General features: G+C 64.4%; 24 protein-coding genes and 1 pseudogene. 7 read left to right on the forward strand and 18 right to left on the reverse strand.

Going from position 1 to position 26135, the window contains the following annotated elements:
- Positions 1–2: 2 nt before the first annotated feature.
- A complete protein-coding gene (locus IPK70_12430) occupies positions 3–1880 on the reverse strand; it encodes an ABC transporter ATP-binding protein (GenBank protein MBK8227963.1) in 1878 nt (625 codons plus the stop codon).
- 204 nt (positions 1881–2084) lie between these two features.
- Here IPK70_12430 and IPK70_12435 point away from each other — a divergent pair, with 204 nt between their 5' ends.
- From IPK70_12435 to IPK70_12455, 5 genes are all read left to right on the forward strand, one after another.
- Positions 2085–3035: a transcription antitermination protein NusB gene (locus IPK70_12435; GenBank protein MBK8227964.1), complete on the forward strand. Its 951-nt coding sequence runs from the start codon at positions 2085–2087 to the stop codon at positions 3033–3035.
- Positions 3036–3041: 6 nt separating this feature from the next.
- A complete protein-coding gene (locus IPK70_12440) occupies positions 3042–3518 on the forward strand; it encodes a DUF1573 domain-containing protein (protein MBK8227965.1) in 477 nt (158 codons plus the stop codon).
- A gap of 11 nt (positions 3519–3529) precedes the next feature.
- Positions 3530–3865, forward strand: coding sequence for a preprotein translocase subunit YajC (gene yajC / locus IPK70_12445; GenBank protein ID MBK8227966.1), 336 nt, complete (start codon positions 3530–3532; stop codon positions 3863–3865).
- Between the two features lie 128 nt (positions 3866–3993).
- Positions 3994–4578, forward strand: a complete 585-nt coding sequence (locus IPK70_12450; protein MBK8227967.1) for a dephospho-CoA kinase — start codon at positions 3994–3996, stop codon at positions 4576–4578.
- A complete protein-coding gene (locus IPK70_12455) occupies positions 4575–4865 on the forward strand; it encodes a hypothetical protein (GenBank protein ID MBK8227968.1) in 291 nt (96 codons plus the stop codon). The genes IPK70_12450 and IPK70_12455 overlap by 4 nt, the downstream gene beginning before the upstream one ends.
- Here the strand turns inward: IPK70_12455 and IPK70_12460 are convergent.
- The 16 genes from IPK70_12460 to IPK70_12535 form a co-directional block, all read right to left on the reverse strand.
- A complete protein-coding gene (locus tag IPK70_12460) occupies positions 4862–5482 on the reverse strand; it encodes a 3'-5' exonuclease (protein ID MBK8227969.1) in 621 nt (206 codons plus the stop codon). The genes IPK70_12455 and IPK70_12460 overlap by 4 nt on opposite strands.
- A 605-nt stretch (positions 5483–6087) precedes the next feature.
- Positions 6088–7224 carry a DUF2062 domain-containing protein gene (locus IPK70_12465; GenBank protein ID MBK8227970.1) on the reverse strand — a complete coding sequence of 379 codons (1137 nt, stop codon included), beginning with the start codon at positions 7222–7224 and terminating at the stop codon, positions 6088–6090.
- Between the two features lie 12 nt (positions 7225–7236).
- Positions 7237–7614, reverse strand: a complete 378-nt coding sequence (locus IPK70_12470; protein ID MBK8227971.1) for a hypothetical protein — start codon at positions 7612–7614, stop codon at positions 7237–7239.
- Positions 7611–9011 (reverse strand): polysaccharide deacetylase family protein, encoded by a 1401-nt coding sequence (locus tag IPK70_12475; GenBank protein MBK8227972.1) that lies wholly within the window; start codon positions 9009–9011, stop codon positions 7611–7613. The genes IPK70_12470 and IPK70_12475 overlap by 4 nt, the downstream gene beginning before the upstream one ends.
- Complete coding sequence (locus tag IPK70_12480; GenBank protein ID MBK8227973.1) at positions 9005–9724, reverse strand: beta-ketoacyl synthase chain length factor; 720 nt, start codon at positions 9722–9724, stop codon at positions 9005–9007. The genes IPK70_12475 and IPK70_12480 overlap by 7 nt, the downstream gene beginning before the upstream one ends.
- Positions 9721–10899: a beta-ketoacyl-[acyl-carrier-protein] synthase family protein gene (locus IPK70_12485; GenBank protein MBK8227974.1), complete on the reverse strand. Its 1179-nt coding sequence runs from the start codon at positions 10897–10899 to the stop codon at positions 9721–9723. The genes IPK70_12480 and IPK70_12485 overlap by 4 nt, the downstream gene beginning before the upstream one ends.
- Positions 10896–11162 (reverse strand): acyl carrier protein, encoded by a 267-nt coding sequence (locus IPK70_12490; protein ID MBK8227975.1) that lies wholly within the window; start codon positions 11160–11162, stop codon positions 10896–10898. Before IPK70_12490 ends, IPK70_12485 begins: the two co-directional genes overlap by 4 nt.
- Positions 11152–11751, reverse strand: a complete 600-nt coding sequence (locus tag IPK70_12495) for a hypothetical protein (protein MBK8227976.1) — start codon at positions 11749–11751, stop codon at positions 11152–11154. The genes IPK70_12490 and IPK70_12495 overlap by 11 nt, the downstream gene beginning before the upstream one ends.
- The gene (locus tag IPK70_12500) at positions 11748–12857 is read right to left on the reverse strand and encodes a beta-ketoacyl synthase (GenBank protein MBK8227977.1); all 1110 of its coding nucleotides are present in this window, start codon (positions 12855–12857) and stop codon (positions 11748–11750) included. The genes IPK70_12495 and IPK70_12500 overlap by 4 nt, the downstream gene beginning before the upstream one ends.
- Positions 12854–13273: an acyl-CoA thioesterase gene (locus tag IPK70_12505; protein ID MBK8227978.1), complete on the reverse strand. Its 420-nt coding sequence runs from the start codon at positions 13271–13273 to the stop codon at positions 12854–12856. The genes IPK70_12500 and IPK70_12505 overlap by 4 nt, the downstream gene beginning before the upstream one ends.
- A complete protein-coding gene (locus IPK70_12510) occupies positions 13270–13713 on the reverse strand; it encodes a hypothetical protein (protein MBK8227979.1) in 444 nt (147 codons plus the stop codon). The genes IPK70_12505 and IPK70_12510 overlap by 4 nt, the downstream gene beginning before the upstream one ends.
- On the reverse strand, positions 13685–14578 hold the full coding sequence (locus IPK70_12515; protein MBK8227980.1) for a lysophospholipid acyltransferase family protein: 894 nt from the start codon (positions 14576–14578) through the stop codon (positions 13685–13687). Before IPK70_12515 ends, IPK70_12510 begins: the two co-directional genes overlap by 29 nt.
- Positions 14575–14838 (reverse strand): acyl carrier protein, encoded by a 264-nt coding sequence (locus tag IPK70_12520; protein ID MBK8227981.1) that lies wholly within the window; start codon positions 14836–14838, stop codon positions 14575–14577. Before IPK70_12520 ends, IPK70_12515 begins: the two co-directional genes overlap by 4 nt.
- Positions 14839–14846: 8 nt before the next feature.
- Entirely contained in the window at positions 14847–16073 is a 1227-nt protein-coding gene (locus IPK70_12525) for a beta-ketoacyl-[acyl-carrier-protein] synthase family protein (protein ID MBK8227982.1), read from the reverse strand.
- On the reverse strand, positions 16073–16804 hold the full coding sequence (fabG, locus tag IPK70_12530) for a 3-oxoacyl-ACP reductase FabG (protein ID MBK8227983.1): 732 nt from the start codon (positions 16802–16804) through the stop codon (positions 16073–16075). The genes IPK70_12525 and fabG overlap by 1 nt, the downstream gene beginning before the upstream one ends.
- Before the next feature lie 5 nt (positions 16805–16809).
- Positions 16810–18363 (reverse strand): aromatic amino acid lyase, encoded by a 1554-nt coding sequence (locus IPK70_12535; GenBank protein ID MBK8227984.1) that lies wholly within the window; start codon positions 18361–18363, stop codon positions 16810–16812.
- 105 nt (positions 18364–18468) lie between these two features.
- On the opposite strand from IPK70_12535, the gene IPK70_12540 reads away from it, so the two are divergent.
- Both IPK70_12540 and IPK70_12545 read left to right on the forward strand, forming a co-directional pair.
- Positions 18469–22194 carry a 1-acyl-sn-glycerol-3-phosphate acyltransferase gene (locus IPK70_12540; GenBank protein MBK8227985.1) on the forward strand — a complete coding sequence of 1242 codons (3726 nt, stop codon included), beginning with the start codon at positions 18469–18471 and terminating at the stop codon, positions 22192–22194.
- Positions 22191–23706 (forward strand): annotated as a pseudogene (locus IPK70_12545) (NAD(P)/FAD-dependent oxidoreductase). The gene IPK70_12540 and the pseudogene IPK70_12545 overlap by 4 nt, the downstream one beginning before the upstream one ends.
- Here the strand turns inward: IPK70_12545 and IPK70_12550 are convergent.
- Positions 23707–26115 (reverse strand): tryptophan 7-halogenase, encoded by a 2409-nt coding sequence (locus IPK70_12550; GenBank protein MBK8227986.1) that lies wholly within the window; start codon positions 26113–26115, stop codon positions 23707–23709.
- Between the last annotated feature and the right edge of the window lie 20 nt (positions 26116–26135).

The raw sequence follows: 26135 nt of genomic DNA on the forward strand, positions 1-26135 counted from the left end.
CCTCACCCCTCTGCCTCCTCCAGCAATTGCTCCTCGTGCAATTGATTGTATACGCCGCCCTTGGCGATGAGCTCGGCGTGCGTGCCTTCCTCCACCACGCGCCCGTGATCGAGCACCAGGATATTGTCGGCGTCGCGCACGGCGCTGATGCGGTGGCTGATGATCACCGTGGTGCGGCCCTTCATCACGCTGCGCAGCTCGCGCAGGATGGCCTCTTCCGTGGCGGTGTCCACGGCGCTCAATGCGTCGTCGAAGAGCAGGATGCGCGGTCGGGCGGCAATGGCCCGGGCGATGCTCACGCGCTGTTTCTGTCCGCCGCTGAGGGTGATGCCGCGCTCGCCCAGCAGCGTGTCATAGCCTTTGGGGAAGCCGATGATGTCGTTGTGCACCTGCGCGGTGCGTGCCGCCTGCACCACCCGTTCCTCCACATCGGCCGATGGTTCCAGGCGAAAGGCGATGTTGCTGCGGATGCTGTCGCTGAAAAGGAAGACGTCCTGCGGGACGAAGCCGAGCTGGTGCCGCAGGCGTGCGAGCTTGATCCGCCGAACATCGATGCCATCGATGAGCACCTGTCCGCTGGTGGGGTCATAAGCGCGGGCGACCAGGTCGGCGAGCGTGCTCTTGCCGCTGCCGGTGTGGCCCACCACGGCTAGGGTTCCTCCGGCGGGCAAGTGGAAGCTCACGTCGCGCAGCGCGGCAATTCCCGTATCGGGGTAGGTGAAGCTGACCTTCTTGAAGGTGATGGCGCCGTGGACATCCTGGAGCTCATCGGCCGCATCGGCGATGACCGGTTCGGTGGAGAGGAACTCATCGATGCGCACCATGCTGGCGCTGGCCTGCTGAATGAGCGAGGTGACCCACCCGAGGCTGGCGAAGGGCCACGTGAGCATGTTCACGTAGATGATGAATTCGGCGATGTTGCCCACGGTCACGCTGGGGTCGCCGTTGATCAGCTTCAGGCCGCCCACGAGGATGGTGAGCACGGTGCTCACGCCGATCAGCAGCATGATGGCGGGCATGAATACCGCATCGACCTTGGCCTGCTCCAGGCTACGAGCGCGGTACTCGCTGGCGGCCTCGCGGAAACGGTCCACTGCCATCGGCTCCTTGGCATAGGCCTTCAGCACGCGGATCCCGCTGAAGGTCTCCTGGGCCAGGGTGCTCAAGCGGCTCTGCTGCTCCTGCACGCGCGCGCTCTTGCGGTTGATCACATCGCTCACATAGTAGATGGCGATGCTCATCAGCGGGAGCGGCGCCAGCGTCCACAGGGTGAGCTCGGTGTTCACATGCAGCATGAAGCCGATGCACATCACGAAGAGCACCACCAGGTTGATGGTGTACATCACCGCCGGTCCGAGGTACATGCGCACCTTGCCCACGTCCTCGCTGATGCGGTTCATGAGGTCACCGGTGCTGTTGCGCTTGTAGAAGGCGCGGTCCAGGCGCTGATAGTGGTCGAAGACGTCGTTCTTCAGGTCGAACTCGATCAAGCGGCTCACCACGATGATCGTTTGCCGCATGAGGAAGAGGAAGAAGCCCTTGAGCAGCGCCAGCGCGAGGTAGAGCAGCGCGAGCAAGCCGGCTAGCCAGACGATGGTGCGCGCCAGCTCGCCGCCATCGCCAAGCCGCTGCACGCGCTCATTCAGTCCGATGCCCGTCCAGCTGACCCACCGCTCCAAGGTGTCGGGCACGGCCAGCGTGCGCTCGTTGGCGGGCAGTTGCAGCTGCGCGAAGCCCGCCGTGATCAGGTCGATGGCCTCGCGAACCACTTGCGGGGCGTACACCGCGAAGAGGTTGCTGAGCACGATGAACACCGTGCCCAGCAGCAATTGCCAAGGGTACTTGGCGAAGTACGGGTTAAGCTTCAGGAGCGGTCGCATCGGAGCGGAAGGGAACTTCTACTTTTGGCCGCCTTTCCAGCGATGCCCTCTTTGGATCGGGCGCCAAAGGTAGGCGGGGCCGAAGGGCGGTTCGGAGCGCATTGACCGGTTGGAGCAAGCTGGCGCAAGGGCACGGATCGCAGGAAGCCGAAGTAGACGAGAAGCGATTGACATAACAGACACCGAGCCTCGCTTCCCATCCCCATGCTGAACCGCCGCTATCTCCGCATCAAGGTCTATCAAGCACTGTATGCCTACGGTCAGGGCGAGCATGCCAGCACGGCCGCCGTGGAGAAGGAGCTGCATCAGGGCATCGACCGCACGCACGACCTTTACCTGGCGCTGCTGCTCGCCTTCGGCGAATTGCGCCATGTGGCCGAGCTGCGCATGGAGGACCGCAAGAAGAAGCACCTGCCCACCGCTGCGGACCTCGACCCCAGCCGCCGCTTCGTGGAGCATGTGATCGTGCGCGGCATCGCCCAGAGCGAGCGCCTTCGCCTCGAATGCGAGAAGCGCCGGGTGAGCTGGGTGGGTCACATGGAGCTCTTCACCGCCCTGTTCAAGGCCATGGAGGAGAGCGATGCCTACAAGGCCTACATGGCCGAAACAGCACCTTACTTCACGAAGGACCGCGCCTTTGCTGTGGAGCTCTTGAGCGAGCAGATCGCCAACAACGAGTCCATCCAGGATGTGTTCGAGGGCCGCAGCATCTATTGGCTCGAGGACCTCGATCTGGCGGCTAGCCTCGTGAAGCGCGTGCTGGAGCAATGGCGCGTGGCCGATGGGGGGGATCAATGCCTCAATGGCCTCACGCACGATCCCGTGGAGGAGCGCGCCTTCGTGAACGACCTCTTCCGCCAATCCATCGTGCTCGATTCCGAGCACGAAGCGCTCATCGCCGCAAAGGCCAGCAACTGGGACACGGACCGCATCGCTTACACCGACATGATCCTGATGAAGATGGCCCTCACCGAGGCACGCATCTTCGACCAGATCCCCGTGAAGGTCACCTTGAACGAGTACATCGAGATCGCCAAGGCCTACAGCACGCCGAAGAGCAAGCTCTTCATCAACGGCGTGCTCGACAAGCTCTTCGCCGAGATGAAGGCCGATGGCCGCATCCGCAAAGTGGGCCGTGGACTGCTCGAGAGCTGAGAACCCATGCGCCGCTCCATTCTCCTTGTCGCCATTGTGCCCGCGCTGAACGGCTGCTTCCTCACGGACAGCGGGGAGCGCGGTGAGGTGAGCACGCGCGACATCAACTTCCCCGCATCAGGCTACGAGCAGCTCGATGAAGAGGACTACCCGCGCATCAGTTTCGAGCGCGCATCGCATGATATGGGCAAGGTGGTGCAAGGCAAGCGCGTGGAGATGCGGTTCTCCTTCACCAATAGCGGCGGCAGCCCGCTGGTGATCTCCGCCGTGAACGGCTCCTGCGGCTGCACCGTCGGTAAGGACTGGCCCAAGGAGCCCATCGCTCCCGGCGAAGGCGGGGAGATCACCGTGGCCTTCGACAGCGAGGGCCGCAGCGGCGTGCAGCACAAGAGCGTGACCGTGGTGAGCAATGCCCTGCCCGCGAGCACCGTGCTCACCATCACCGGTGAAGTGCTCGGACCTGAGACCAACCCGAAACCCTAAGCAACGAAACGATGCTCCTTCACTCAATCCTCCTTCAAGCCGCACCTGCGGAACCCAGTGCCAGCGGCGGTCCTCAGTTCTGGATCATGATGGGCCTCATCATGGTGGTCTTCTGGTTCTTCATGATCCGCCCCCAGCAGAAGAAGGCCAAGGACGCCAAGAAATTCCGCGAGGCGCTGCAGAAAGGGGCCAAGGTGGTCACCATCGGCGGCATCCACGGCAAGGTGCTGGAGGTGGCGGATACCACGATCCTCGTTGAAGTGGACAACAACGTGAAGCTCCGCTTCGAGAAGAGCGCCATCGCCATGGACAGCACCATGCAATTGAATGAAGCTGTGAAGAATTAAAGGTTGAATGCGGGTTGAGGGTTGAATGAAGGTTGCCGCAGGTTGAGGATTGGGTACAGGATCAACCAATGGCTGAAGCAACCCCCAACCTCCCGGTCAACCTTCAACCCCCAGCCTGCTACTGACCCATGCTACGCGTAGGCCTCACCGGCGGGATCGGCAGCGGAAAGAGCACCGTGGCCAAGGTCTTCGCGGTCCTCGGGATACCCGTGTACCACGCTGATGAGCGAGCGCGTGCGCTGATGGAGACCGATGCGGCCTTGAGATCGGCGCTGACCGCTCGTTTCGGGCAGGGCATATACCGTGATGGCCGATTGGATCGAGCGGCGTTGGCGGACATCATCTTCAACAACGAGCAGGCGCGCCAAGCGGTGAACGCTATCGTGCATCCGGCCGTCCGTGCCGATTTCGATCGATGGGTCGGTGAGCAGGAGGCCCCCTATGTGATCATGGAAGCAGCGCTGCTGGCCGAGAACGAGGGCTGGAAGCGCTTCGATCAGGTGATCACTGTAAGCTGCCCGGCGCCGGAGCGGATACGCCGGGTGATGGCGCGCGACGGCGTCACTGAGGAACAAGTACGCGCGCGCATGCGCCATCAGGCCACCGAAGAAGACCGTGCTGCGATCGCGCAGCATGCGATCCGCAACGCAGGCGACGAACTGGTGATCCCGCAGGTGCTTCCAATCGATGCCGCCTTGCGCGGGATTCAATGATGAAACAGGATGAACGGCGGCTTCCGCTCTCGACGGTGACCCTGGTCTTCGGCGCCTTGAGCGTTCCGCTGGCGTTCGCCGGGCATCTTTGTTCACTTGCGCTGGTGCTCGGTCTCTATGCCATCGCATTCGGCTGGTGGGGGCAGCGCAGGGCCAGGAAGCACTTGCTGCGCTACACGGCCGCGAGCGTGAAGCGATCACGCCTTGGAATGCGACTCGCCTTCTTCGGCAGCGGCGCCGCGATCGTGATGTGGGTCCTGTGGGCGAGCAATGCCCTGCTTGGTTAGGCGCGCTTGGCCAACCGCTCTGGCAACAAGCCGCCCAGCACCGCCTCGGAACCGAATTCCTGGATCATGCGCTTGAGCAGTTCCGCTGTGGCCTCTGCATCGGCCAAGGCACGATGGGCTTTCGGGAAGTGTATGCCCAAATGCCGGCAGAGGCTCGTGAGGTTGTAGTGCTCGAGGGCGGGCATCAGCCTACGGCCCACGCGTTCGGTGCAGACCGTGGCCCGCTCGTAGGGGAGGCCCACCCGAGCGAACTCATGGCGCAGCGCGGTCATGTCGAAACGGACGTTATGGGCCACCACGATGCGGTCCTGCGTGAGCGTGGCCAAGGTGCTGGCGATCTCATGGAAACAGGGTGCATGGCGCAATAGGTCATCGTCGATGCCTGTGAGCTTGCGGGTGAACCACGGAACGCGCTCGCGGGGTTGCACCAGGCTGTCCCAGCGAAGCCGCTCACGGCTGCCATCCAGCGCGATCACCGCCACCTCCATCACCCGCCCGCGCGTGGGGTCCCCTTCGGTGACCTCCACGTCGATCACCGCGTATTGCTGCCGTTGCATGGCGGCCTCATACGCCGGAGCGATTGGTGGGGTTGCCGGTAGGACAAGAGCGGTGGCCATGGCGAAGGGAGGACAAAGATGATCGTCTGCGCGGACCTCGGGCAGGCAATGCTCTTGCAGCGTATTCTGAATGAAGCGACGCTTGGCAGGAAGCGAATAGACTGCGCCCCCCAAATACCCATGCTTCGCTCCCAATCGCCGTCCGCGGTCCTCATGCCCGTTGCTCCGGGCCTCGCCCAATTCGGTGCCTCACCCATGCGTGCCATTCTCAGGAAAGGTGATTTCTCCGCACGTGCAGATGAATCGGCCGTGATGCTCGTGTACAGCTATGAGAACATGGTGGTAGGCAAGTTCACGGAGGAGAAGTACGTGGAGAAGAAGCGGAGGGAGCACAACGATAAAGAGGCTGGCAAAGGCGATTCATGGACTGAGATGTGGGTAGCGGCTCGCTCCAGCGTGTACGAGCCTCGATTCGAGGAAATGCTCAACGAGCGCCTGTCGAAAGGAAAGGTGGCGCTCATGGCTGGAAAGGATAAGAGCGACGCCCGTTACACGATCAAAGTGCGCACCACGGATACCGAGCCGGGCTTAAACGTGGGCATATCTCCGATGCCTGGCTACCCTGGAAGGAATGGGGGCGCGCGGATTAACCGTGCCCGCCTCGCTCACCGCTGCCTGAAGATCCGCAGTAACGGGAAGGCGATGGCGACGCCGATGGCCCCCATGCATGCGGCCAACACGACGGCGCCGACGGCGTATTGCACGACATGCTCGTGGATCCCGGCCAAGGAAAGGTCATCGAGGCTGGCTGGGAGGTAGGCTTCGGCCCCTGCGAAGGGCGCGCCCATCCGGTAGCTGGCGTATAGGATCACCGGGATCATCGGCGGGATGCTGATGTTGGCTGCCGCCACGAACAGCACGCGATTCAGCCGGAACAGGTATGCCAGCGGGATCCCGACCAGGAGTTGCAGGCCCCAGATGGGCACGATGCCCATGAAGAGGCCGAAGCCGATCGCACAGGCCTTTCGCATGGAGCTCTCTTCGGGGTGCACCGCTTCGGCCTTGATCGCCCGCCACAAGCCGCCTTGCAGGATCAAGCGCTTCGGCCAATACCAAGCGAGCGCGCAGGTCACCAGCCAGGCGTTCAGCACGCTGATGCGCGAGAAGTCGAGGAAGGGCTTGAAGTGCGAGACCCGCTCGGGGAAATCGTAGCGCACGCGCACCGGTACCTGCTCGAATGGTGTTCCGCGCCATGCAAGCTTCACGATGGCCTCCACCTCGAATCCGAAGCGGTCCGTGAGCCAGCGCATTCTTTCCATCGGTGCCAGGGGCCAGCCGCGGAAGCCGGTCTGCGTGTCGCGCAGCGTGAGACCCGTTTCCACCTTGAACCAGAAGTTGCTGAAGCGGTTGCCGAAGGAGCTGCGGCCCGGCACGCTGGCTTGATCCATGTTCCGCACGCCCATCACCATGGCCTTGGGCTCTTCCAGGATCGCTGCGGCGATGGCAGGGATGTCATCCGCATCGTGCTGCCCGTCGGAATCGATGGTGATCGCATGCGAGCATTCGATAGCTCGTGCATGAGCGAAGCCGATTCGCAGCGCATGGCCCTTGCCTTTGTTCGCCGCCACGCGCAAGCATTCGATTCCTTGGGCCTCCCGGAGGATCGTCTCGGTGCTGTCCGTGCTGCCATCGTCCACCACGATCACAGGGCCCGGCGCAACGCGCTTCACGCTGGCGATCACCGCGGCCAAGGTGCCGGCATTGTTGTAAGTGGCCATCACCACGGCGATCCTGGGCGGCATGGCGCGCGTCTTTCAGTGTGCCGGGGCCAATTCGGCCGTGAGCTTCATGGCCACGGTTTCGCCGGCCATGATCCGCGCTTCGGCTTTCACGGATCCATCGGCGTGCAGAACGGATGCGTGCACGGCCAGTTCAGGTGCTGTGGACGGCTCGACGGGCATGAGGAATTTGATCGACCGCGCGCGGATGATGCGATGCTCAGCTCCCAGCAACGCGCTGCAAACGCGCAGCACGAGATCCACCAGGCAAACGCCGGGCACTACAGGCCTTCCCGGGAAATGCCCCTGCAGGATGGGATGGTCCGCTTGCACGCGCGCATGCGCGGTCCCGTTCGGGCCGGCTTCCGGCATGTCATCGATGAGGAAGAGCGCTTGCGATTCGGATCCGGTCATGGCAGCGTGAAGGTGCTCGTGGGCAAGGGTACGTCGCGCTGCGCGTCATGGAAGCGCGTGATGGTGGCATCACCGTTCGGGCGCAGGATGCTGAGCTCATCGAGGGCCAGCGTGGCTGTGGAGAAGCGCAGCTGTATGCGGTCGATCCTGTTCTTCATGCCGGCCTGCTCCGGTTTCAATTCCACCAGGAGCGCACCAGCATCGCGGAAGAACTCCGCCGGCATCCCGCTCTCTGCGAACGCGCTGCCGGTGAGCAGGGCGCCGATCAATCGCTGGACGCCCGTGAATACCTGCTTCTCACGCGGGCTCGCTGCCCGTTCCTTGCCCTGCTCTTGCACACGCACGCTCTTTCCGGCCACCACAACGGTCATGGCAGCTGGTGAGTTCACTTGCCAGCGCAGCTTGTCCGGTGCCTGGAAGGCTAAGCGCCCTTCGCTGGCCAGCGGCTTCGCCAAGCCCTGGATGCGCTTCTCTTGCGTGAATGCCGCTTGCACATTCGCGTCGGCTTTGGCCTGGGCACGCAGCTTCATCACCAAGGGGTCATTCGCAGCGATGGGCTGCGGAACGGACTGCGCGCTTGACAGCTGGGGCAGCAGGCCCGTGCACATGGCACCGAAGGCGAGGGGAGCGAGGACCGTGCGGACCTGGAACATGGCAGCATCGAGCCTTACGAACTTCCTGCCAAGCGTGCGGGCCTCACGGATCAGCTCCTGGGTGAGCCCGATGGCGGAGGGCGCGGTGTCGTGCATCAGAACGATCGAGGACCGCTTCAGCTGCGGCACCACCCGTGCAGCAAGGAGGTCGGCATCGATGCTCATGGTGTCGAAGCTGCGAAGGTCCCATGCAACAGGCATAAGGCCGCTTCGTCGCATGGCACGGGCCGTAGCCGGACTGGTAACCCCGAAGGGAGGGCGCATGAGCGCAGGTGCTGAGCCCGTGGCCTTGGCAATGGCCGCTCCGCAACGCGCGATCTCCTTGCTCGCGATGGACGCGGGCATGAATCCCCACCACCACGGGTGACGGTGGGTATGAACAGCGATGGCATGGCCTTCATCCACGATGCGTTTCGCGAGTTCAGGCGCGCGCTCCACGCGCTCGCCGATGCAGAAGAAGGTAGCTTGCACCTGCTCGCGCTTCAACAGGTCGAGCAAGGCCGGGGTGCGGTCCGGAGCCGGGCCATCGTCGTAGGTGAGCGCAAGCTGACCTTCGGGCAACGACCGCGCGTGCGCGATGAAGAAGCCAGCACCAGGGGTGGCGCTTCCCCATGCGAGCAAGGCCAGGTGCGCGAGCAGGGTGATCAAGATGGGCCATGCGCCCCACCAGCCGAGCGCAAGCCCGGCGATCGCGATCGCATGCAGGCCCAGGAAAGGCCATCGGGTGCGCGCGTGGGTCACCATGGCGAAAGGAGCAGATCGGTTGCACCTGATCCATTCGGACCGATGCGCAGCGTTGAGCGCAATCCGCTGGTGATCGCATCGCCCATGCGCTGGGCCAGCATGGAGCCGTGGAAGGGGAGTGCAGGATCCGGGAGCAAAGGAGTCGCCGTCCTTCCCTCTGCCCAGGTGATCCTGGCAAGGCCTTGGTCGCTTGCGCCGGTGAGCAGGAACGCTTCCCCTCCGCCGCCAACGATGGATCCGGGTTGCAGGGCTTGGGCCAGGCGATCCAGCAATGCCGTGCGCTCATCGATCGCGAGCACCAGCACGTTCCACTCGGGCCGTTCGTCCAGCAGCATCTCGGCTTCCACCAAGGAGGCATGGAATCCATCGAAGCCTTGCGCATGCGTGATGTTCGGGCCATCGCACTTCAGCATCAGCGCCAGTTGGCCCGCCATGGTGTTGTGCGTCGATCGCATGAAGGGGAGGGGTGAGAGCAGGGCATCGCCTGCGTCATGCAGGTCGGTGAGGAAGCGCTCGGTGTCATCGAGGCAGCCCAGCGCGGTGCTGGCCACGATGGCATCGGGCCGCGCGACGCCTGCGCGATGCAGCGCTGCGAGCGACAGCAGGCAGGCTTCGTGCTGGATGCTCGAGAGCCTCCTTGCCGCCGATGCCGGGATCGGTGCGGGATCGCCTTCGATGGGGCCCAGTCGCGATGTGCTGCGGACGATGCTCATGCGGGCCTTGTGATCACGAGTGCGGAGCAATTCCCGCCGAAGCCGAAGGAACTGCTGAGGATCGCTTTCAGGGCTGCACGCATCGGCGCGGCTACGGGCATCGCGGTGTGACCGTTCATCGGCGCTTGCGCGATGCTGGCGGCTGGCACCAGACCCGTGCGGAGGCATTGCAGGGCGATCACGGCTTCGAGCGCACCAGCCGCTGCGAGCGTGTGGCCGGTGAGCGTTTTGGTGCTCGTGAAGGGCGGCACCGTGCCGAAGAGCCGCTCCATGGCGCGGAGTTCGGTGTCGTCGTTGTTGTCGGTTCCAGTGCCGTGGGCGTTGATGTGGTCGATGTCGCTTGGTTCCAGCCCGGCGCGGGCAATGGCTTCTTGCATGGCTTGAAAGGGGCCGTGCCCATCAGGCGAGGTGGCCGTGGCATGATGCGCATCGTTTCGATTGCTCCAGCCAGCGAGCAGGGCCAAAGGCACGCGTCCTTCTCGAACGGCATCGTCGAGGCGCTCGAGCACCAGGTAGGCCGCGCCTTCGCCGAGGTTCATGCCCTTGCGCTCAGGGCTGAATGGGCGGCAGTGCTGCGGGTCCATCGCGCTCAATGCGCGGAATCCGGCCATGGTGAAACGGCAGAGCGGATCGGATCCGCCTGCCAGCACGCGCCGCGCCCTTCCTTGTTGCAGCAAGCGGGCACCCATGGCGATGGCATTGGCCGATGAGCTGCATGCGGTGCTGATGGTGGTGCGGAAGGCGCGCGAACCGATGGCGCTGGCCACGGCTTCCGTGTGCGCGCTCACCGGGTGCTCCCGGGCTATCCGCGCTTGCTCCATCCGGCCCTTGCGCCAGTCGTCGAACAGGTCCTCGGTGAGGTCCATGCCGCCAACGGTGCTCGCGCTGATCACCGCCGTATCCGGTTGGGCGCTTTCGCCCACCGCCTCACGGGCAGCGAGCATGGCCAGCAACGCCGTGCGTGAGCGCGGACTGTCGGCGCCCAATCCCAGGCGTTGCGCGATCTCGGGGTTGCTCAGCGCAACGGCGCCGACATGCAGTTCCGGGAACCCTCGGATCCGCCGCGGCACGATCCCGCTCCGTCCTTCATCGAGCGCATGCGCGATCTCGGCGGTGCTCGATCCGATGGCACAAACGGCGCCAGCGCCGGTGATCCCGATGGCCGGTAGGTTCACCGCTTGGCCAAGATGTGTTCGGCCATCGTGGTCACGTTCTGGAACACGGTCCGGCCCTCCTGCGGATCGCTGATGCGCACGCCGTACTGGCGGTCCATCAGCACGATCAGTTCCAGCACATCGATGCTGTCGAGCCCCAGCCCTTCGCCGAAGAGCGGGGTGTCATCGGCGATGCTCTCCACGGTGCGGTCCTGCAGGTTCAGGTGCTTGATGATTTGCGCTTTCAGGTCCTGCTTCAGTTCAGTTGTCGGCTCAGTGCTCATCGAACAGGGATTGGAGTTGGTTCAAGCGGGTATCGGCCCAGGTTTCCGCATCAATCGCGGCGAAGGCCGATCGGGCATGGCTGGCGAAGGTATCGGCCCAGCCGCACACGATGCGGCGCATGCCCTGCTGCTTCAGCATGCCGATGGCCGGCGCCAAGGCGGACGCTGAAGGCGCTGGCATCATCAGGCAAACTCCGCTGCCGTGCAATCCATGACGGATGCTGAGCTCGCCGAGGGCGATGCTGGGGAGCGTGGGCACGAAGAGGGCCGGACTGGCCACGCCTTCATCGTGCAGGAGCGCTTGGTAGCGCGCATCGCTCTCCATGCTGCCGGTGCAGGTGCAGAGCAGCATGCCGATGGTTCCGGCATCACATGCCGCCATAGGGCCGTTGGCCTCGAAGAAGGGTGCAGCGCTCAAGAGCAGCAAGCGCGAAAGGCGGTCAGCGCGGTGGAAGCGCGGATAGTCGATCCGTAATTGACCCCATGCGGCGGCCAAACGCTGATCGGCATCGCCTTCCGCAGATTCGAATCGCGCGCCGACCGAGGTGAATGCGCCATCGCGATACGTGGTGCTGGCCAGGATGCTCATGATTCAGCTTCGATGATCACGGCAGCATTGCATCCTCCGAATCCGGAAGAGGTCTTCAGCAGCGTGCGGCCCGGGACCGCAGCATCGGTGCTGATGGCATTCACGCGGCCCGGAACGCCGGGCTCGCTGAGGCCCAAGGTGCGCAGCACGATTCCCTCCCGCAGCGCCTTCACGGCAATGATCGCTTCCAGGAGCCCCGCCGCCCCGAGCGTGTGGCCGAACCAGCCTTTGTAGCCGCTCAGCGGAGCATGAGAGAGCCCGCAGCGCTCGAAGGCGATCGATTCCATGGCGTCGTTGTAAACGGTGCCCGTGCCATGCGCGTTCACCGCAGCGATATCGGATTGGCGCAGGTCGGCTATTCGCAAGGCGCTCTGCACTGCGCGCAAGAGCCCTTCGCCGGTGCGCGATGGGCCCGAGATATGATTGGCATCGTGCGCGATGCTGCCTGCCACCCAGCGGCCGATCACTCCGGGAATGCGGTCCCGATCCCTGGAGACCGCCACGGCAGCGCACGCTTCGCCAAGGGTCGTGCCCGCCCGTTGTGCATCGAAGGGCCTGCAGGGCACCGCATCAAGCGCATATAGCGATGCGAAGCCTTCAAGCACGAATCGGCTGAGCGCATCGGCGCCGATGACGATGGCATGGTCGTACCGGTCCTGCTCGATGGCGCTGCACGCCAGGATCAGCGCGGCCGTTCCTGAGGCGCAGGCGAGCGATACCACTAGCGGCTGGGCGCTGAAGCCGCAACGCTGGCGCGCATGCTCACCCAGCAGGGGCAGCGCGCTGGCTGCGGCATCACCCTGTTCCAGCGCGGCGATGTCGCCTTTGGTGGTAGCGACCACGAGCAGCCAGCGTTCATCCGGCCGGGGCTTCAGGTCGTCCAGCAGGCCGAGCAGGCAGCGGTCCAGCAGGCGTTGGATGCGCCGCGGGCCGGTGGGCAGCAGCTCATCGGGGATCAAGCCCGCGACCATCGGCTTACTGGTGAGGTCGGCGATGGTGCGCAACGCGGTTCCGCCATCGCGCATGCGATTCACATGGGAACGTGGTCCTTCCCCGAGCGCGCTCACGCAATGGGCTGCACCGATCCAGATGGGTGCTGCGCTCATCGGGCCACGAGCTGATGCTCTTCCTGCCAGGCCCGGTAGAAATCAGGCACATCGAGCAGGAGCTTGCGATCACGGTCGAGGAAGACCTGCACGGTCTCTGCGGTGGCCACCACTGCGTGATCGGATTTGCGCGTGAGCTCGTACTGGAATATGATCTTCGCCGCTGGGCTCGGCTTGATCCATGCGCGGACGACCACGGTATCGCCGTAGCTGAGCATGGCCTTGTGGTCGATGGTGGCGCGCACGATGGGGGTGTAGTAGCCTTGATCGTACATCCGTATGGAATCGAGGCCGTGCGCCCGCCCGAAGGCCTCGCGACCGAGCTCCATGAAGCGGATGTAGTTGCCGTGCCATACGATCCCCATCGGGTCCAGGTCTCCGAAGGTGATGGCCCGCTCTGCGCTGCTCTCGATCATGCCGTCGCGTTCTCGTCGATGATGAAGACCTTCAATTCGAGCCGTGCGATGACCTCCTGTCCGCGCTGCACGGTGGCCTCGAGCACGCGTGCGCTCATCACTTCATGGCGCAGTTCAACCACCGTCTCGATCCGCTCACCGACCGAGGGGAGGGCAAGCACCTCGATGCGCGAGAGGGCGCCAATGAAGCCCAATGGAGGCGGTGCGCCTTGGAGCTTGGCGAGATGCCCGACGCCCATTGCGGCGGTCTGCGCAGCATTCTCCATCAAGCCGGCCTCGCTCAGCTCGGAGCCGCGCAGCAGCACATGGCCTGCCGGCACGGTGAATGCGCTGTGGTAACGCGCCGGTGCAGCGCCGATCAAGGTGTCGACGAGCACGAAGGGCGACTTCTGAGGGATCAGCGCCAATGCGTCAGCGCCGCTGGCCAGGGCCTGTGTCATGGCGCCAAAAGTCATAATAATTGAACCACTGGAGCGGATACTTGTTCACCACCTGCTCCAGCGCCTGCACATAGGCATCGATGAGCGTGTCGACGGAAGAGCCTGCTGGCAATGGGGCCGTGGCGTGGAAGGCGTAGCTCAACGGTGCCGTGCTCACCACGAAGGCATAGGTCACGGGAACCTGCAGCGAGCGGGCGAGGGCGAAGGGTCCCACCGGGAAGAGCGCATCGGCGCCGAGGAAGGACCGGGCAACGGTTCGCGCGCCGGGCAGGAACCGATCGCCGTGGAGGCAGAGCAGTCCGCCGGACCGCATGGCCTCGGCCGCAGCGTACACGTGCGAGAAGTCGTCCTTGATGGCGATCACATTGAATGCGCGCCTCTCCTGCCCCTTTTCCTGCGCACGCGCGATGGCCGCTACCTCGGCATCCTGCATCAGCACGTGCACAGGCATTTCGGACTGATGGCCGAGCAGGTTGCCCGCGAGTTCCCAGTTGCCCACATGCGCGCTGATCACCACGCCGGCACCTGCATCCCTCAAGGGCTGCACGGTTCCGAGCTTTAGCCAGGTGTAATCGCCGGCACGTCCGGCGCGCATGGCGGCACGATCGATGAGCGATCTGCCGAAAGTCATGTAGGATCCGATCACGGTGAGGCGCTCGTGATGGCCCATTGCGCGGAGCCGCTGGAAGTAGCTGCGGATGGCCTTGTTGCTGGCACGTGCAGTGAGGGCGTACCAAGGCACCACGAGCCATAGGAAGGCATGCGCCACCCGGGGGCCGAGCGTGCGCAGGACGAGGATGAAGAACCGATAGCCGAGCGGTGTGCCGCGACTTGTTCCCTTCCAGGTTCCGCTTTGCGAGCTCACGCCTGCGCGGGCACGTTCGCTTCGATATGGTCGAAGAAGTCGTTGAAGGTGGTCATCTTCAAGAAGTCCTCTCCCTTCACCTTGAAGCCGAAATTCTCCTCGATCACCACCACAAGGTCCACATAGTCGAGGCTATCGAGCGCCAGGGTCTCCTTCAACGGTGCCTCGGGCGTGATCGTGTCAGGGTCCACCTCGAACTCCTCACTGAGGAATCTCTTGGTCTTCTCGATGATCTCCTGTCGATGAACGGAATGGGCCATGGCGTGAATCAGTCCTGGTAGCGTTGCACGATCAGAGTGGAGTTGGTCCCGCCGAAGCCGAAGGAGTTGGAAAGGAATCGGTTGATGGGTGCCTCGATGGTCTCCCGGACCAGGTTCAGTTTGGAGCTGTCCTCGTCCGGCTGGCGCAAATTAACGTTCGGGGCGATGAACCCGCCGAGCATCATCAGCATCGAGTAAACCACTTCGCTGGCGCCGGCCATCCAGCATTCGTGCCCGGTCATGCTCTTGGTGCTGCTCACGTAAGGCCGGCGCTGTCCGAAAACAGCGTCGATGGCCTGCGCCTCGATGCGGTCGCCAACGGGGGTGCCCGTGGCATGGGCGTTCACGTAATCGATGTCCGCTGCGCTGATGCCGGCCATGCCCAGGGCCATGCGCAGCGCGCGCACTTGCCCGTCGAGGTTCGGGTCGGAGATGTGGTCGCCGTTGGAGGAGAAGCCGTATCCGGTGATCTCGCCAAGGATGGCGGCGCCGCGCTGGCGCGCCGATTCGAGGCTCTCGATGATCAGCGCTGCCGCACCGCCGCTGGGCACGAGCCCATCGCGGTTCGCATCGAAGGGCCGTGATGCTCCGGCAGGATCGTCTTCTTTCGTGCTGAATGCGCTGATCCCATCGAAGCTGCCGAACGCATAGTCGTTCACTTCCTGGGCGCCCCCGCAGATCACCATGCGCTGCAAGCCTTGCTTGATCAGCAGGTACCCGATTCCGATGGCGTGCGAGCCGCTCGCGCAGGCGCCGCTCAGCGTGAAATTGATGCCCTTGAGCTTGAGGATGGTGCTCAGGTTCATGGTCACCGTGCAGTTCATGCCTTGGAAGATGGCGCCAGAGCCCACCAAGGTGGTGTCATTCTTCTTTCGGATGGTGTCCACCGATTCCATCACGGCCAGCGCAGAGCTGTCGTTGCCGAAGATGATCCCGGTCTCATTGGCCTCGAGCCAGGCGCGATCGATGCCGGCCTGCGCCAAGGCCTGCTCCGTGGCGGCGAACGCGTAGTTGGCCTGCTCGGCCATTCCGATGCGCTCGCGGCGAGTGAGCCGGCCCTTCAGATCGGGCGTGGGAACGACCCCCGTAAGGGCGCTGCGGTAGCCCATGTCCTTGCGGCCCTGGGCGAAGCCGATGCCTGAACGGCCCGCGCGCAAAGCGGCTTCCACCTCTTGCAGGCTCTGGCCCAAGCAGCTCCAGAGGCCCATGCCGGTGATGACGACGCGATGCTCCATCACGAATGCAGTCCTCCGTTCACGTGGATCACTTCGCCGGTGATGTAGGCCGCGCCGGGTGATGCCAGGAAGCTCACCACCGATGCGACTTCCTCCGGCGTGCCGAAGCGGCCCATGGGCACGAGCGCTTTCAATTGATCCACCGGAAGGTCCTTGGTCATATCGCTCTCGATGAATCCCGGGGCCACGGCATTCACCGTGATGCCGCGCTTGGCAACCTCTTGCGCGAGAGAGCGGGTGGCGCCGATCACGCCTGCCTTGGCAGCCGAGTAGTTCGCCTGGCCGGGAACACCCTTGGCGCCGCTGAGCGAGACCACGTTGATGATGCGGCCTCCGCGCTGCCGCACGAATCCTTGGAGCACCGCCGTGGTCACATTGAAGAAGCCGTTGAGGTGCGTATCCACCACATCGTGCCAGTCCTCGCGCTTCATGAACACCAGCAGATTGTCCCGCGTGATGCCGGCATTGTTCACCAGCACCTCCAATCGCGCTTGCGGATGCGCCGCGCGCCATTCCGCCAAAGCTGCCGTGACCGCGCCGGCATCGCGCACATCGAATGCGGCCAAGTGGGCTTCGGCCCCCGAAGCACGGACCAGGCCGGCTACTTCGCGCGCTGCGGCTTCGTTCGATGCGTAGTTCACGATGATGCTCAGGCCATGAACGCGCGCCAGGTCGAGGGCGATGGCCCGGCCGATGCCGCGCGATGCGCCGGTGATCAAGGCCCATTTCACGGTGCTCATGATGCGGAGGGACGTATTGCGGTATACAGCGCATCGTGCACGGCGTCGATGGCGGCAGCGGGATCGCTCGTGGATCGTATGGGCGCCGACGCCGAGCGGATGAGCGCGTGCATGGCCCTGCCTGCAGGCGAAAGGCGGTCCTGGAGCCCTGCGATGTCAATGGCTTGCGCCGCAGCGATGGCCAGGATCGATTGAACGCGCTGGGCGTGGCCGATGACACGGGCCGTGGCCAGCGCGGCGTTGGTGCCCATGCTCACGATGTCCTGATTGTCGTTGTTGTTGGAGATGCTGTGCACGTACAGCGAAGTGGATAGGGCCTGGCACTCGGCCGTAGTGCTGGTCGCGGTGAATTGCATGCCCTGCATGCCCAGCGTCAGGCCAGGCGCCTCCAGGTTCAGGAAGGGCGTGAAGCGCTGATTCACCTTGTCGTTGAGGAGGAAGTTGAGCTGCCGTTCGGCCAGCATGCACAGCTTCACGAGGGCCAAGCGCAGCGTATCCATCTCCAGCGATACCTGGTCGCCGTGGAAATTCCCGCCGTGGTGGATGCCGTTGTCCGGGTCGATCAGCGGATTGTCATCGATCGAATGCAGCTCGTCCAACAAGGTGCGCTCGCATTGGCTCGCACGGTCGAGGATGGGGCCTACGACCTGCGGCACGCAGCGGATGCTGTAATGCTCCTGCACCATGTGGTTGAAGGTGCCGCTGCCGTTGGACGAGAGGTGCTCCATGCGATCGCGCACCGATTGCGCTCCGGCAAGGGCTTCGCGCATGCGTCGCGCCGCCTCTTGCTGGCCCCGATGCCGTTTGGCGCCGTTCAGGGGCTCGCCTAGATGATCGGTCCAAGTGCCCAAGGCTTCGGTGATCAGCGCCGAGAGCCCGATGGCGCGATCGATGAGGGTATGCGCGCGCTGCACGTTGAGCAGCCCGATCCCGGTCATGGCCGCCGTGCCATTGAGCATGGCGAGTCCGTCGCGCAGCTGCAGGTTAACAGGCTTAAGCCCGCAACGCCCCAGGATGGCTTCCATGCTGTCGCTGCGCCCATGGAGCGTGCCGCGCCCCTCGCCGATCAGCCCAAGGCAGAGGTGCGCTTGCTGGGTGAGGTCGCCGCTGGCGCCCACTCCGCCCAGCGAAGGCACGCGCGGGCAGATGCCGTGATCGAGGAAGGCGATCAATTGCCGCACCACGGGTTCCGATACGCCCGAGCGACCGTGCAGGAAGGTGATGGCGCGCACCAGCATCATGGCCCGCACCGCTTCATCGGGCAGATCCGTGCCGGTGCCCGAGGCATGGCTCCTGACCAGGTTGTATTGCAGCGCTTGATGATCAGCCGCGCTCACCGCATGCTGGGCCATGGGCCCGAAGCCTGTATTGATGCCGTACACCACCTGCTTGTGCGCCACTTCGGTCAGGTAGGTGAATGAGCGGCGCACACGGTCCCAGCTGGCCTCATCCGCCACGAACCGATTGCCCTGCACAATGCCGATGAACGTGCCCAGGCCCATCGCTTCCAGGCCGGTGGCAGGGGATACGCTCGACTTCATTTTCTTCAAAGGGGCCACGAAAGTAGGCCTTAGCCTATGTTTACCCGCAACGCCATGGGCGGAGCGATTTCAGGGATCTATGAACGTACGCGCCGTAGGCGATGGCTGTGGGCCGTGCTCGCGCTGTTGATTGCAGCCGTTTCGGCTTGGTCTGCAAGCCGGGCGCGCTTCAGCACTGATCTCTTCGACGCGCTCCCGGACGACCCTTCCCTTCGGCATTACCGCGTGCTGCTGGAGCAAGGCGGCGCACAAGGCCCCATCACGGTCGGCTTTTTCGTTGATGGCGCCGACCGCGACGGCCTGATCGCCGCCGCCGATCGATTCGTGGCGCAGGTGCTTGAAGATCCGCAAGGCGCGGTGGATAGTGCATTCTGCCGCCCCGATGCGGCCTTGGCCGAGGAGCTCCTTAACGGGATCACCCACCGCATCCCGCTGCATGCCGATGCTCAGCGGCTTCAGTGGCTGGCCGCGGCCGATGACCGTGCGCTTGACAGTGCGGTGAAGGCCGTGCGCAACGCTCTTGCCGCGCCAGGCGGCGAGTTCGATGCGGAGCGCTTGCTCCACGATCCCTTCGGGCTCACGCAGCCGTTGCGGGATCGACTGTTGGCAGGCGCCTTCGGCGGCAGCGCTGCCCTGATCGATGGCGTGCTCTTCAGCCCGGATAGCAGCATGGCCGTGGCCTTGCTCTGGCCATCGGCGGAAGGCGCTGCGGATCCGGAACGGATGATGGATGTGCTGAACAGGTCCATGGACGCCGTGCGTTCGGGAGGCATCAAGGCCGCCGCGTTCGGAGCTGCGCCCATGGCGGTGGCCAATCGCTCGGCCATCGGCGCCGATTCGATCCGCACATCGGCGGTGGCCCTTGCGCTGGTGCTGCTGCTGCTGCTCTGGTACTATCGAGACCTGCGCCTCATGCCGGTCTTCCTGCTCCCGCCGTTATTCGGCTTCGTGGTTGGGGTGGGCGCGCTGGCCTTCTTGCGCGGCAGCGTCTCCGGACTGGCCATCGGAGCCGGCTCTGCGCTGCTCGGGATCGCGCTCGATTATTCCTTCCATTTCCTCACGCACTTGCGCCATCGCCGGGATGTAGCCGCCACCTTGCGCGAAGTCACGGCGCCCATGCTGCTGGGCTGCATCACCACGGTGCTCGCCTTCGGGGCCCTGTCCTTCGCCAGCAGCAGGGTCCTCGCCGACCTGGGCGTGATCGCTGGCTTCATGCTCGCTGGTGCGCTCTTCATGGTGCTGCTTGTGCTGCCGCATTTCGTGCCGGCGGTGCGCGCGCGCAAGAACATCAGTGACGAAGGAGCGGGGTCGCACGCGGCTGCTCCTCCGCGCGCAGGCCGATGGATCGCGCTGCCCGGCATCGTCATCGTCACGGCGGGCCTGTTGCCATTCGCCGGCCGTGTGCAGCAGGATGCGGACCCGGAACGGCTCAGCCTGATCCCTGCGGACATGCGCCAAGTGCGCGACCGGATGGAAGGGAGCCGTGATCGCGCCGTGCCGGTGTTCATCACGGGCGTGGGCGGCACACAGGAAGAAGCGCGGCAGCGCTTGGAGGTCGCTATTGCGGCAGAGCGCAGCGCAGGTCGAGCGGAAGGAGCGCTGCCTTGTGATCTTGATCCTTCGGAACGGACCAAGCGATCGAAGTTGAAGTCTTGGAGCGATGCGTTCCAGGCTGATGGCGCGGATCGGCTTGTGAAGCGCATTCGCGAAGCAGCCGTGCGCAATGGATTCACGTCCGATGCCTTCAATGGGTTCTTGCAGCAGATCGAAGGGCACGGCCGTCACGGACCCGCTCATGCGGGCCTCCGACTTCCGGGCGAATTCATCGGGTCAGCGGATGGCGAAACGCTCGTGGCTGTTCGCTTGATGGTGCCGCCCGTTGAAGTGGATGCGGTGAGCGACCGCATGACCGCGCTGGATGGTGTCGAAGTGATGCACCGCGGGATGCTCGGCGCGCATGTGGCCCAGGTGATCGATGAGGACCTCTCAGGCATCCTCTGGCGCACCACCGCCATCGTATTCCTCGCACTGCTCATCACGTATGGCCGCATCGAACTCGCGCTGCTCACATTCCTGCCTATGGCCCTTGGTTGGGCCTGGATACTCGGGCTCTGCGGGCTGCTCGACATCCGATTCGACCTGGTGAACATCATGGTGTGCACCTTCATCTTCGGCCTCGGGGACGACTACTGCATCTTCACCACCGAGGGCATGCTCGCCCGGCACCGCACCGGCACCGACCATACGCGCTCGTTCCGGAGCGCCGTTGTGCTCTCAGCGATAACCACGATCATCGGAACAGGAGCGCTCTTCCTGGCGGCGCATCCTGCGCTCCGTTCCATCGCCGCACTGGCCGTCACGGGGATGGCGGCCCTGCTGGCCGTTGCGCTTACCGTGCAGCCCGTGCTCTTCGGCCTGTTCATTGGCGACAGGGCCGATAGGGGAAGGCAGCCCTTCACGCTGCTCTCGCTGCTGTTCTCCCTGTTCGCCTTCAGCTACTTCCTGCTGGGCTGCATCCTGTTGAGCGTGGCTTGGGCGCTCTTCATGTTCGTGCCTGCGCCCAAGCGCATCAAGCAGCATTGGACGCGGAGCATCGTGCGGCTCTTCACCGGATCGCTCGTGTACGTGATGGCCAATGTGCGCAAGGACATCCGGTCCTTCGCACCGCTGCTGAAGGACAGGCCCGCGATCGTGATCGCGAACCATGCCTCCTTCATCGACATCCTCGCCATGCTCATGATCACCCCGAGGGCAGTGATGATGACCAACCGCTGGGTGTGGAACAGCCCCTTCTTCGGCCGGGTGGTGCGTTACGCGGGCTTCCTCCGCAGCGAGGATGGCACGGAGCTGAACGTGGAGCGTGCGCGCGAGCTCATCGCGCAGGGCGTCTCGGTGATCATCTTCCCGGAAGGCACGCGTTCGCGCGATGGCAGCATCGGCCGCTTCCACAAGGGCGCATTCCACATCGCTGAGACCATCGGCGCGCCCATCGTGCCCGTGCTGCTGCATGGATTCGGCGAGGCCATGAGCAAGGGCGACGCGCTGCTGAAGAACGCCACCATCACCATGCGGCCGCTGCCGCCCATCGCCCCCGGCGATCCGCGGTTCGGTGCTGGCGCTCGCGACCGCACCAAGGGCATTGCGGCCTGGTTCAAGTCCGAGTACGAAGCGCTGCGCCGCGACCGGGAGACGCCGCGCTATTTCCATGAGCGGCTGGTGCGCGCATTCACCTACAAGGGCCCGGTGCTTGAATGGCATGCGCGGATCAAGGCCAGGATGGATGAGGGACTGCACGCGCTGCTCAATCAGCGGATCCCGCCTGGAGCGCGCATCACGGACCTGGGCAGCGGGCATGGCATGGTGTCGCTCCTGTTGCATTGGTGCTCCACCGAGCGGCGTATCGTGGCCGTTGAGCGCGATCGCGACAAGGTGGCCATCGCCAGGCACGCGGCCCGCCATTGGCCGGGGATCACCATGCAGGAAGGCGATGCGCTGCATGCGCCGATCAGCGAGTCGGATGCGATCATCCTGAAGGATGTGCTGCACTACCTGCGGCCCGGAGAACAACAGCACCTGCTCCAGCGTTGCTCGCAGGCCTTGGCGCCGGGCGGCGCGATCTATGTTCGCGACGGTTTCCGCAGCGGTGATGAGCGTCATGCGCGCACGCGGTGGACAGAGCGGATCGCTGTTGCGATCGGATTCAACAAGACCAATCAACCGATGCAGTTCATCAGCCGGGAGGAGTTCGAGGGCATGGCCGCGGCAAGCGGCCTGCGCGTGGAATGGGCGCATGCGGCGCGCCGCACCTCGAACGAATTGGCCATACTGACAAGCCTATGAGCGATAGCCAATATGATGCAGTGATCATCGGAGCCGGGTTGGGCGGCCTGCAATGCGCCGTGACGCTGGCGCGCGAAGGCATGAAGGTGCTCGTCCTCGAGCAGAATCACCAGCTCGGCGGCACGCTCCAGGTCTTCAGCCGCGACAAGACCGTGTTCGATACGGGCGTGCATTACATCGGCGGCCTTGAACCGGGCCAGAACCTGCACCGGTACTTCAGCTATTACGGCATCATGGACAAGCTGAAGCTGCGCCGGATGGACATGGACGCCTTCGACCGCATCGAGCTGCCGGATGATCCCGTCAGCTATCCGTACGCGCAAGGCTGGGATAATTTCGTGGCCAGGCTGGCCGAGCATTTCCCCGGTGAGCGGAGCGCCATTGAGCGCTACGCGCGCCTGGTCCAGGAGACCTGCGACCTCTTCCCGCTCTACCGCGTGCGCGACAGCGACTCCAAGGATTGGATGGATGAGCGCCTCTCGTTGAATGCGGAGCAGGTGATCGCCTCGCTCACCCCGAATGAGACGCTCCGGACGGTGCTGGGCGGGAACAACGCGCTCTATGCCGGAGACCATGCTTCACCGTTCTACGTGCATGCCCTGGTTCAGAACACCTATGTGGAGAGCTCATGGCGCTGCGTCGATGGTGGATCGCAGATCGCCAAGCACCTGGCCAGCAACGCGCGCTCGGCGGGAGCGGAGATCCGTTCGCGCACGCGGGTCACCGGATTCGATATGGGGCCCGAGGGCGTCCGCGCCGTTCGCACCGCGACCGGCGAGTCGTTCAGCTGCAAATGGTGCATCGCCAATATCCACCCGGCGATGCTCATGGACGATCGCGCCGGGCCATGTGCGGCCCGCCTACCGCTCGAGGATCAAATCATTGGAGAACACCGTGGCCTCCCATGCCCTTCACCTGGTGATGAAGCCCGGCGCGTTCCCGTACCTGAACTACAACGTGTACCGCATGCTCTACGGCGGTGTCTGGGATGCTGTGGATTACGATCCGGCGCGGTGGCCATCGGGCTACATGCTCTCCACGCCTGCCACGCAGAAGTCAACGACGCATGCCGATGCCATCACCGTGATGACCTACATGCGCTATGGTGAGGTGGAGCAATGGGCCGGCAGCCGAAGCACCGTGGCAGAGCCCGGCGACCGCGATCCCGGCTATATGGAATTCAAGCACGCGCGCGAGGAGAAGCTCATCGGGGTCATCGAGGAGCGCTTCCCCGGCCTGCGCGCGGGGATCAAGTCGGTGCACAGCACCACCCCGCTCACCTTCCGCGATTACATCGGCACGCCCGACGGAACCATGTACGGCATCCGCAAGGACAGCGCCTCGCCGCTGCGCACCTTCATCGCGCCGCGCACCAAGGTGCCCAACCTGCTTCTCACCGGACAGAACCTCAACCTCCACGGACTGCTGGGCGTGACGGTGAGCGCCGTGGCCACCTGCGCGGAGCTTGTGGGCAAGGGCCACCTGCTCTCAAGGATCCACGCGGCGAGCTGATCAGCGCATGCAGCGCAGCAGGCTGTGGCCGAGGCCCACATCGGTCACGCGCTCCACGATGCGCAGCCCGGCACGCTCCACCAAGGGCTCGAAGTGCTCAGCGCGGTACATGCGGCTGTTGCCGTTGGCGATGGCGGTGAAGTAGAGGGAGGTGGCGGCGAGCGAGAACTCTGCCGCCGTGAACCGCTGATGGTCGATGAAGGTCTCCATGATCCATAGCGATGCCTCAGCGCTCAGGGCTGCCTTGGCCTTCTGCAGGATGGCCATCACTTCGTCCTCGCTGAAGCAATCGAGGAACTGGCTCATCCAAATGGCATCGGCTCCCGGAGGCAGGGTGCTCGCGGGATCGAGCATATCAGCGGCGTGGGTGGTCACGCGCGCGCTCATGCCCGCTTGAGCGATGTTGCGCTCGAGGTCGCGCAGCTGGCCGGGCAGGTCCACGGCGATCATGCGCACTTCGGGGTCGTGCCTTAGGCAGGCGAGGCTCCATTTCCCATTGTTGGCGCCCACGTCCATGATCACACGCGGCTCGTCGCGGAACACGATTTTGAGCGCTTCGGGGTAGGACCGGTCGCTGTAGTAGTTGTCGAATTCGAACCAGCTCTTGCGGAATTCCGACGGGAGGTGGGCGAGGCCCTGGTACACCGTGGGCCAGGAACCATGTTCGCGCAGCCCGGCTGGCGTCCCGGTGCGCACGGCTTCTTCGAGATGCGCGAGGCCTTTGTAGCACACGTCGTCCACGAAGTCGAGGTTCACGCGCGTCATCTCGTCCGTGGCGAGCATATGGCCTGTCTTGGTGAGTCCGTAAAGGTCACCGCGCTGCCAGGCCACGTTCGCGGTGAGGGCCATGTCGATGAGCACGCGGAAGCCGTAGGGTGTCAATCCGCAGCCCGCGATCAGGTCGGCCTCCGTTGCTCCGTGGCCCCGGGCCTTCACCATCGCATCAAGCAGGCCGATCCTGCGCATGGCCTGGCACGCCTGGAAGAGCACCGGGCCGAAAGCGATGCGCTGGGCCTCGGAGCGCGCATCGGCGGCGGTGCTCTCCTCCACGGTGCTGGTACTCTGTCCTGCTTCCTTCATGAGCGTGCTGCCATTGTTTGTACGCGCCGAATGTAGGTCCGTGGCTGCCTGTGAACGCCGCTCAGCATCCCGCAAGCGGATCGTCTGCGCAAGTGCCCGCACTGCCTTGCCGTGCTTGCTCACGTAAGGATTGGTGCTGTCCCAAACGTAGCCCGCGAGCACCGAGACGATGCGCTCCTTGTGCGATTGCTGCACATCGTCGGCGAAGAAGACATCTTGGAGGTCGCCGTCGTACCAAGCGTCCACATAGGTGCGGAAAACCTCGGCGCCGCTGCGGATATGGTCCTCGTATTCGTACTTCCAATCGATGGCCTCACCTTTCAACTGGCGGTCGAGCAGCTTGGCTGCCCTCAGCCCGCTCTCGGTGGCGAAGGCCACCCCGCTGCTGAACACCGGATCGAGGAAGCCGGCGCAGTTGCCGGTGAGCACATAGCGCTCTCCGGTGAGGGCTTGGTTGTAGTGCGTGTATTCGCGGATGCACTGGGGGCCATGCACGAATTCGACATTCGCGTAGCGGTCGCCGAAGGCCTTCTGCTTCTCCAGCATCCTGTGCATCGCGGTGGCATCTGAGCCGGATCCCATCGCCTCGGCGAAATGGCTGTTGTCGCCGACGAAGCCGATGGAGGTGCGGCCGTCGGAGAAGGGGATGCTCCAGAACCAGAGGTCGCGCGCCACCACCTCGAAGCTGATCTGCATGGGCTCGAAGCAGCGCGCTCGGTGCTCCTCGGTCTCGTGAACATGGGCGAAAAGGGCCATGCGCCCATTGCCGGCAGGGGCATCGTGAAGCCCGAGGAGCTTCACCAAGGTGCCGCCGTAGCCGCTGCTGTCAATGAGGAATCGCCCGGTGAATCGGTGCTCGGCCCCCTTGTGGCGGGTGATCAATTCGACGCCATCGCGATGGTTGAGGTCAACGCGCAGCGCCTCGTGATCGAAAAGGACCTCTGCCCCCAGCCGGCTTGCCTCATCGGCCAGGACCTTATCGAAGTGGTCGCGCGGCACCTGCCAGGTCCAGGTCCAGCCTTGGGTGTAGTTCTCGCCGAACGCGAGGTTGAACACGCGGTCGCCCCGGAAGAAGCGCGCTCCCCGCTTGATGGCGTAGCCCTGCTCCTTCAGCTTGGGCAGCATGCCCGTTTCGTCCCAATGGCCCATGCTCAAGGGCAACAGGCTCTCGCCGATCACGAAGCGCGGGAAGGTGGCGCGCTCGAGCACCGCGACGCGATGGCCCTGCTGCGCGAGCCAAGCCGCCGCCACAGTTCCCGAAGGGCCAGCACCAATGATCAGGACGTCGAAGCGGCCTTCGCCCGGATCATTGGAACGGCTGTCGTCCATTTGGGAGTGGGTGTTCGCTC

It is taken from the genome of Flavobacteriales bacterium (genome assembly GCA_016712535.1).
Classification (GTDB): domain Bacteria; phylum Bacteroidota; class Bacteroidia; order Flavobacteriales_F; family PHOS-HE28; genus PHOS-HE28.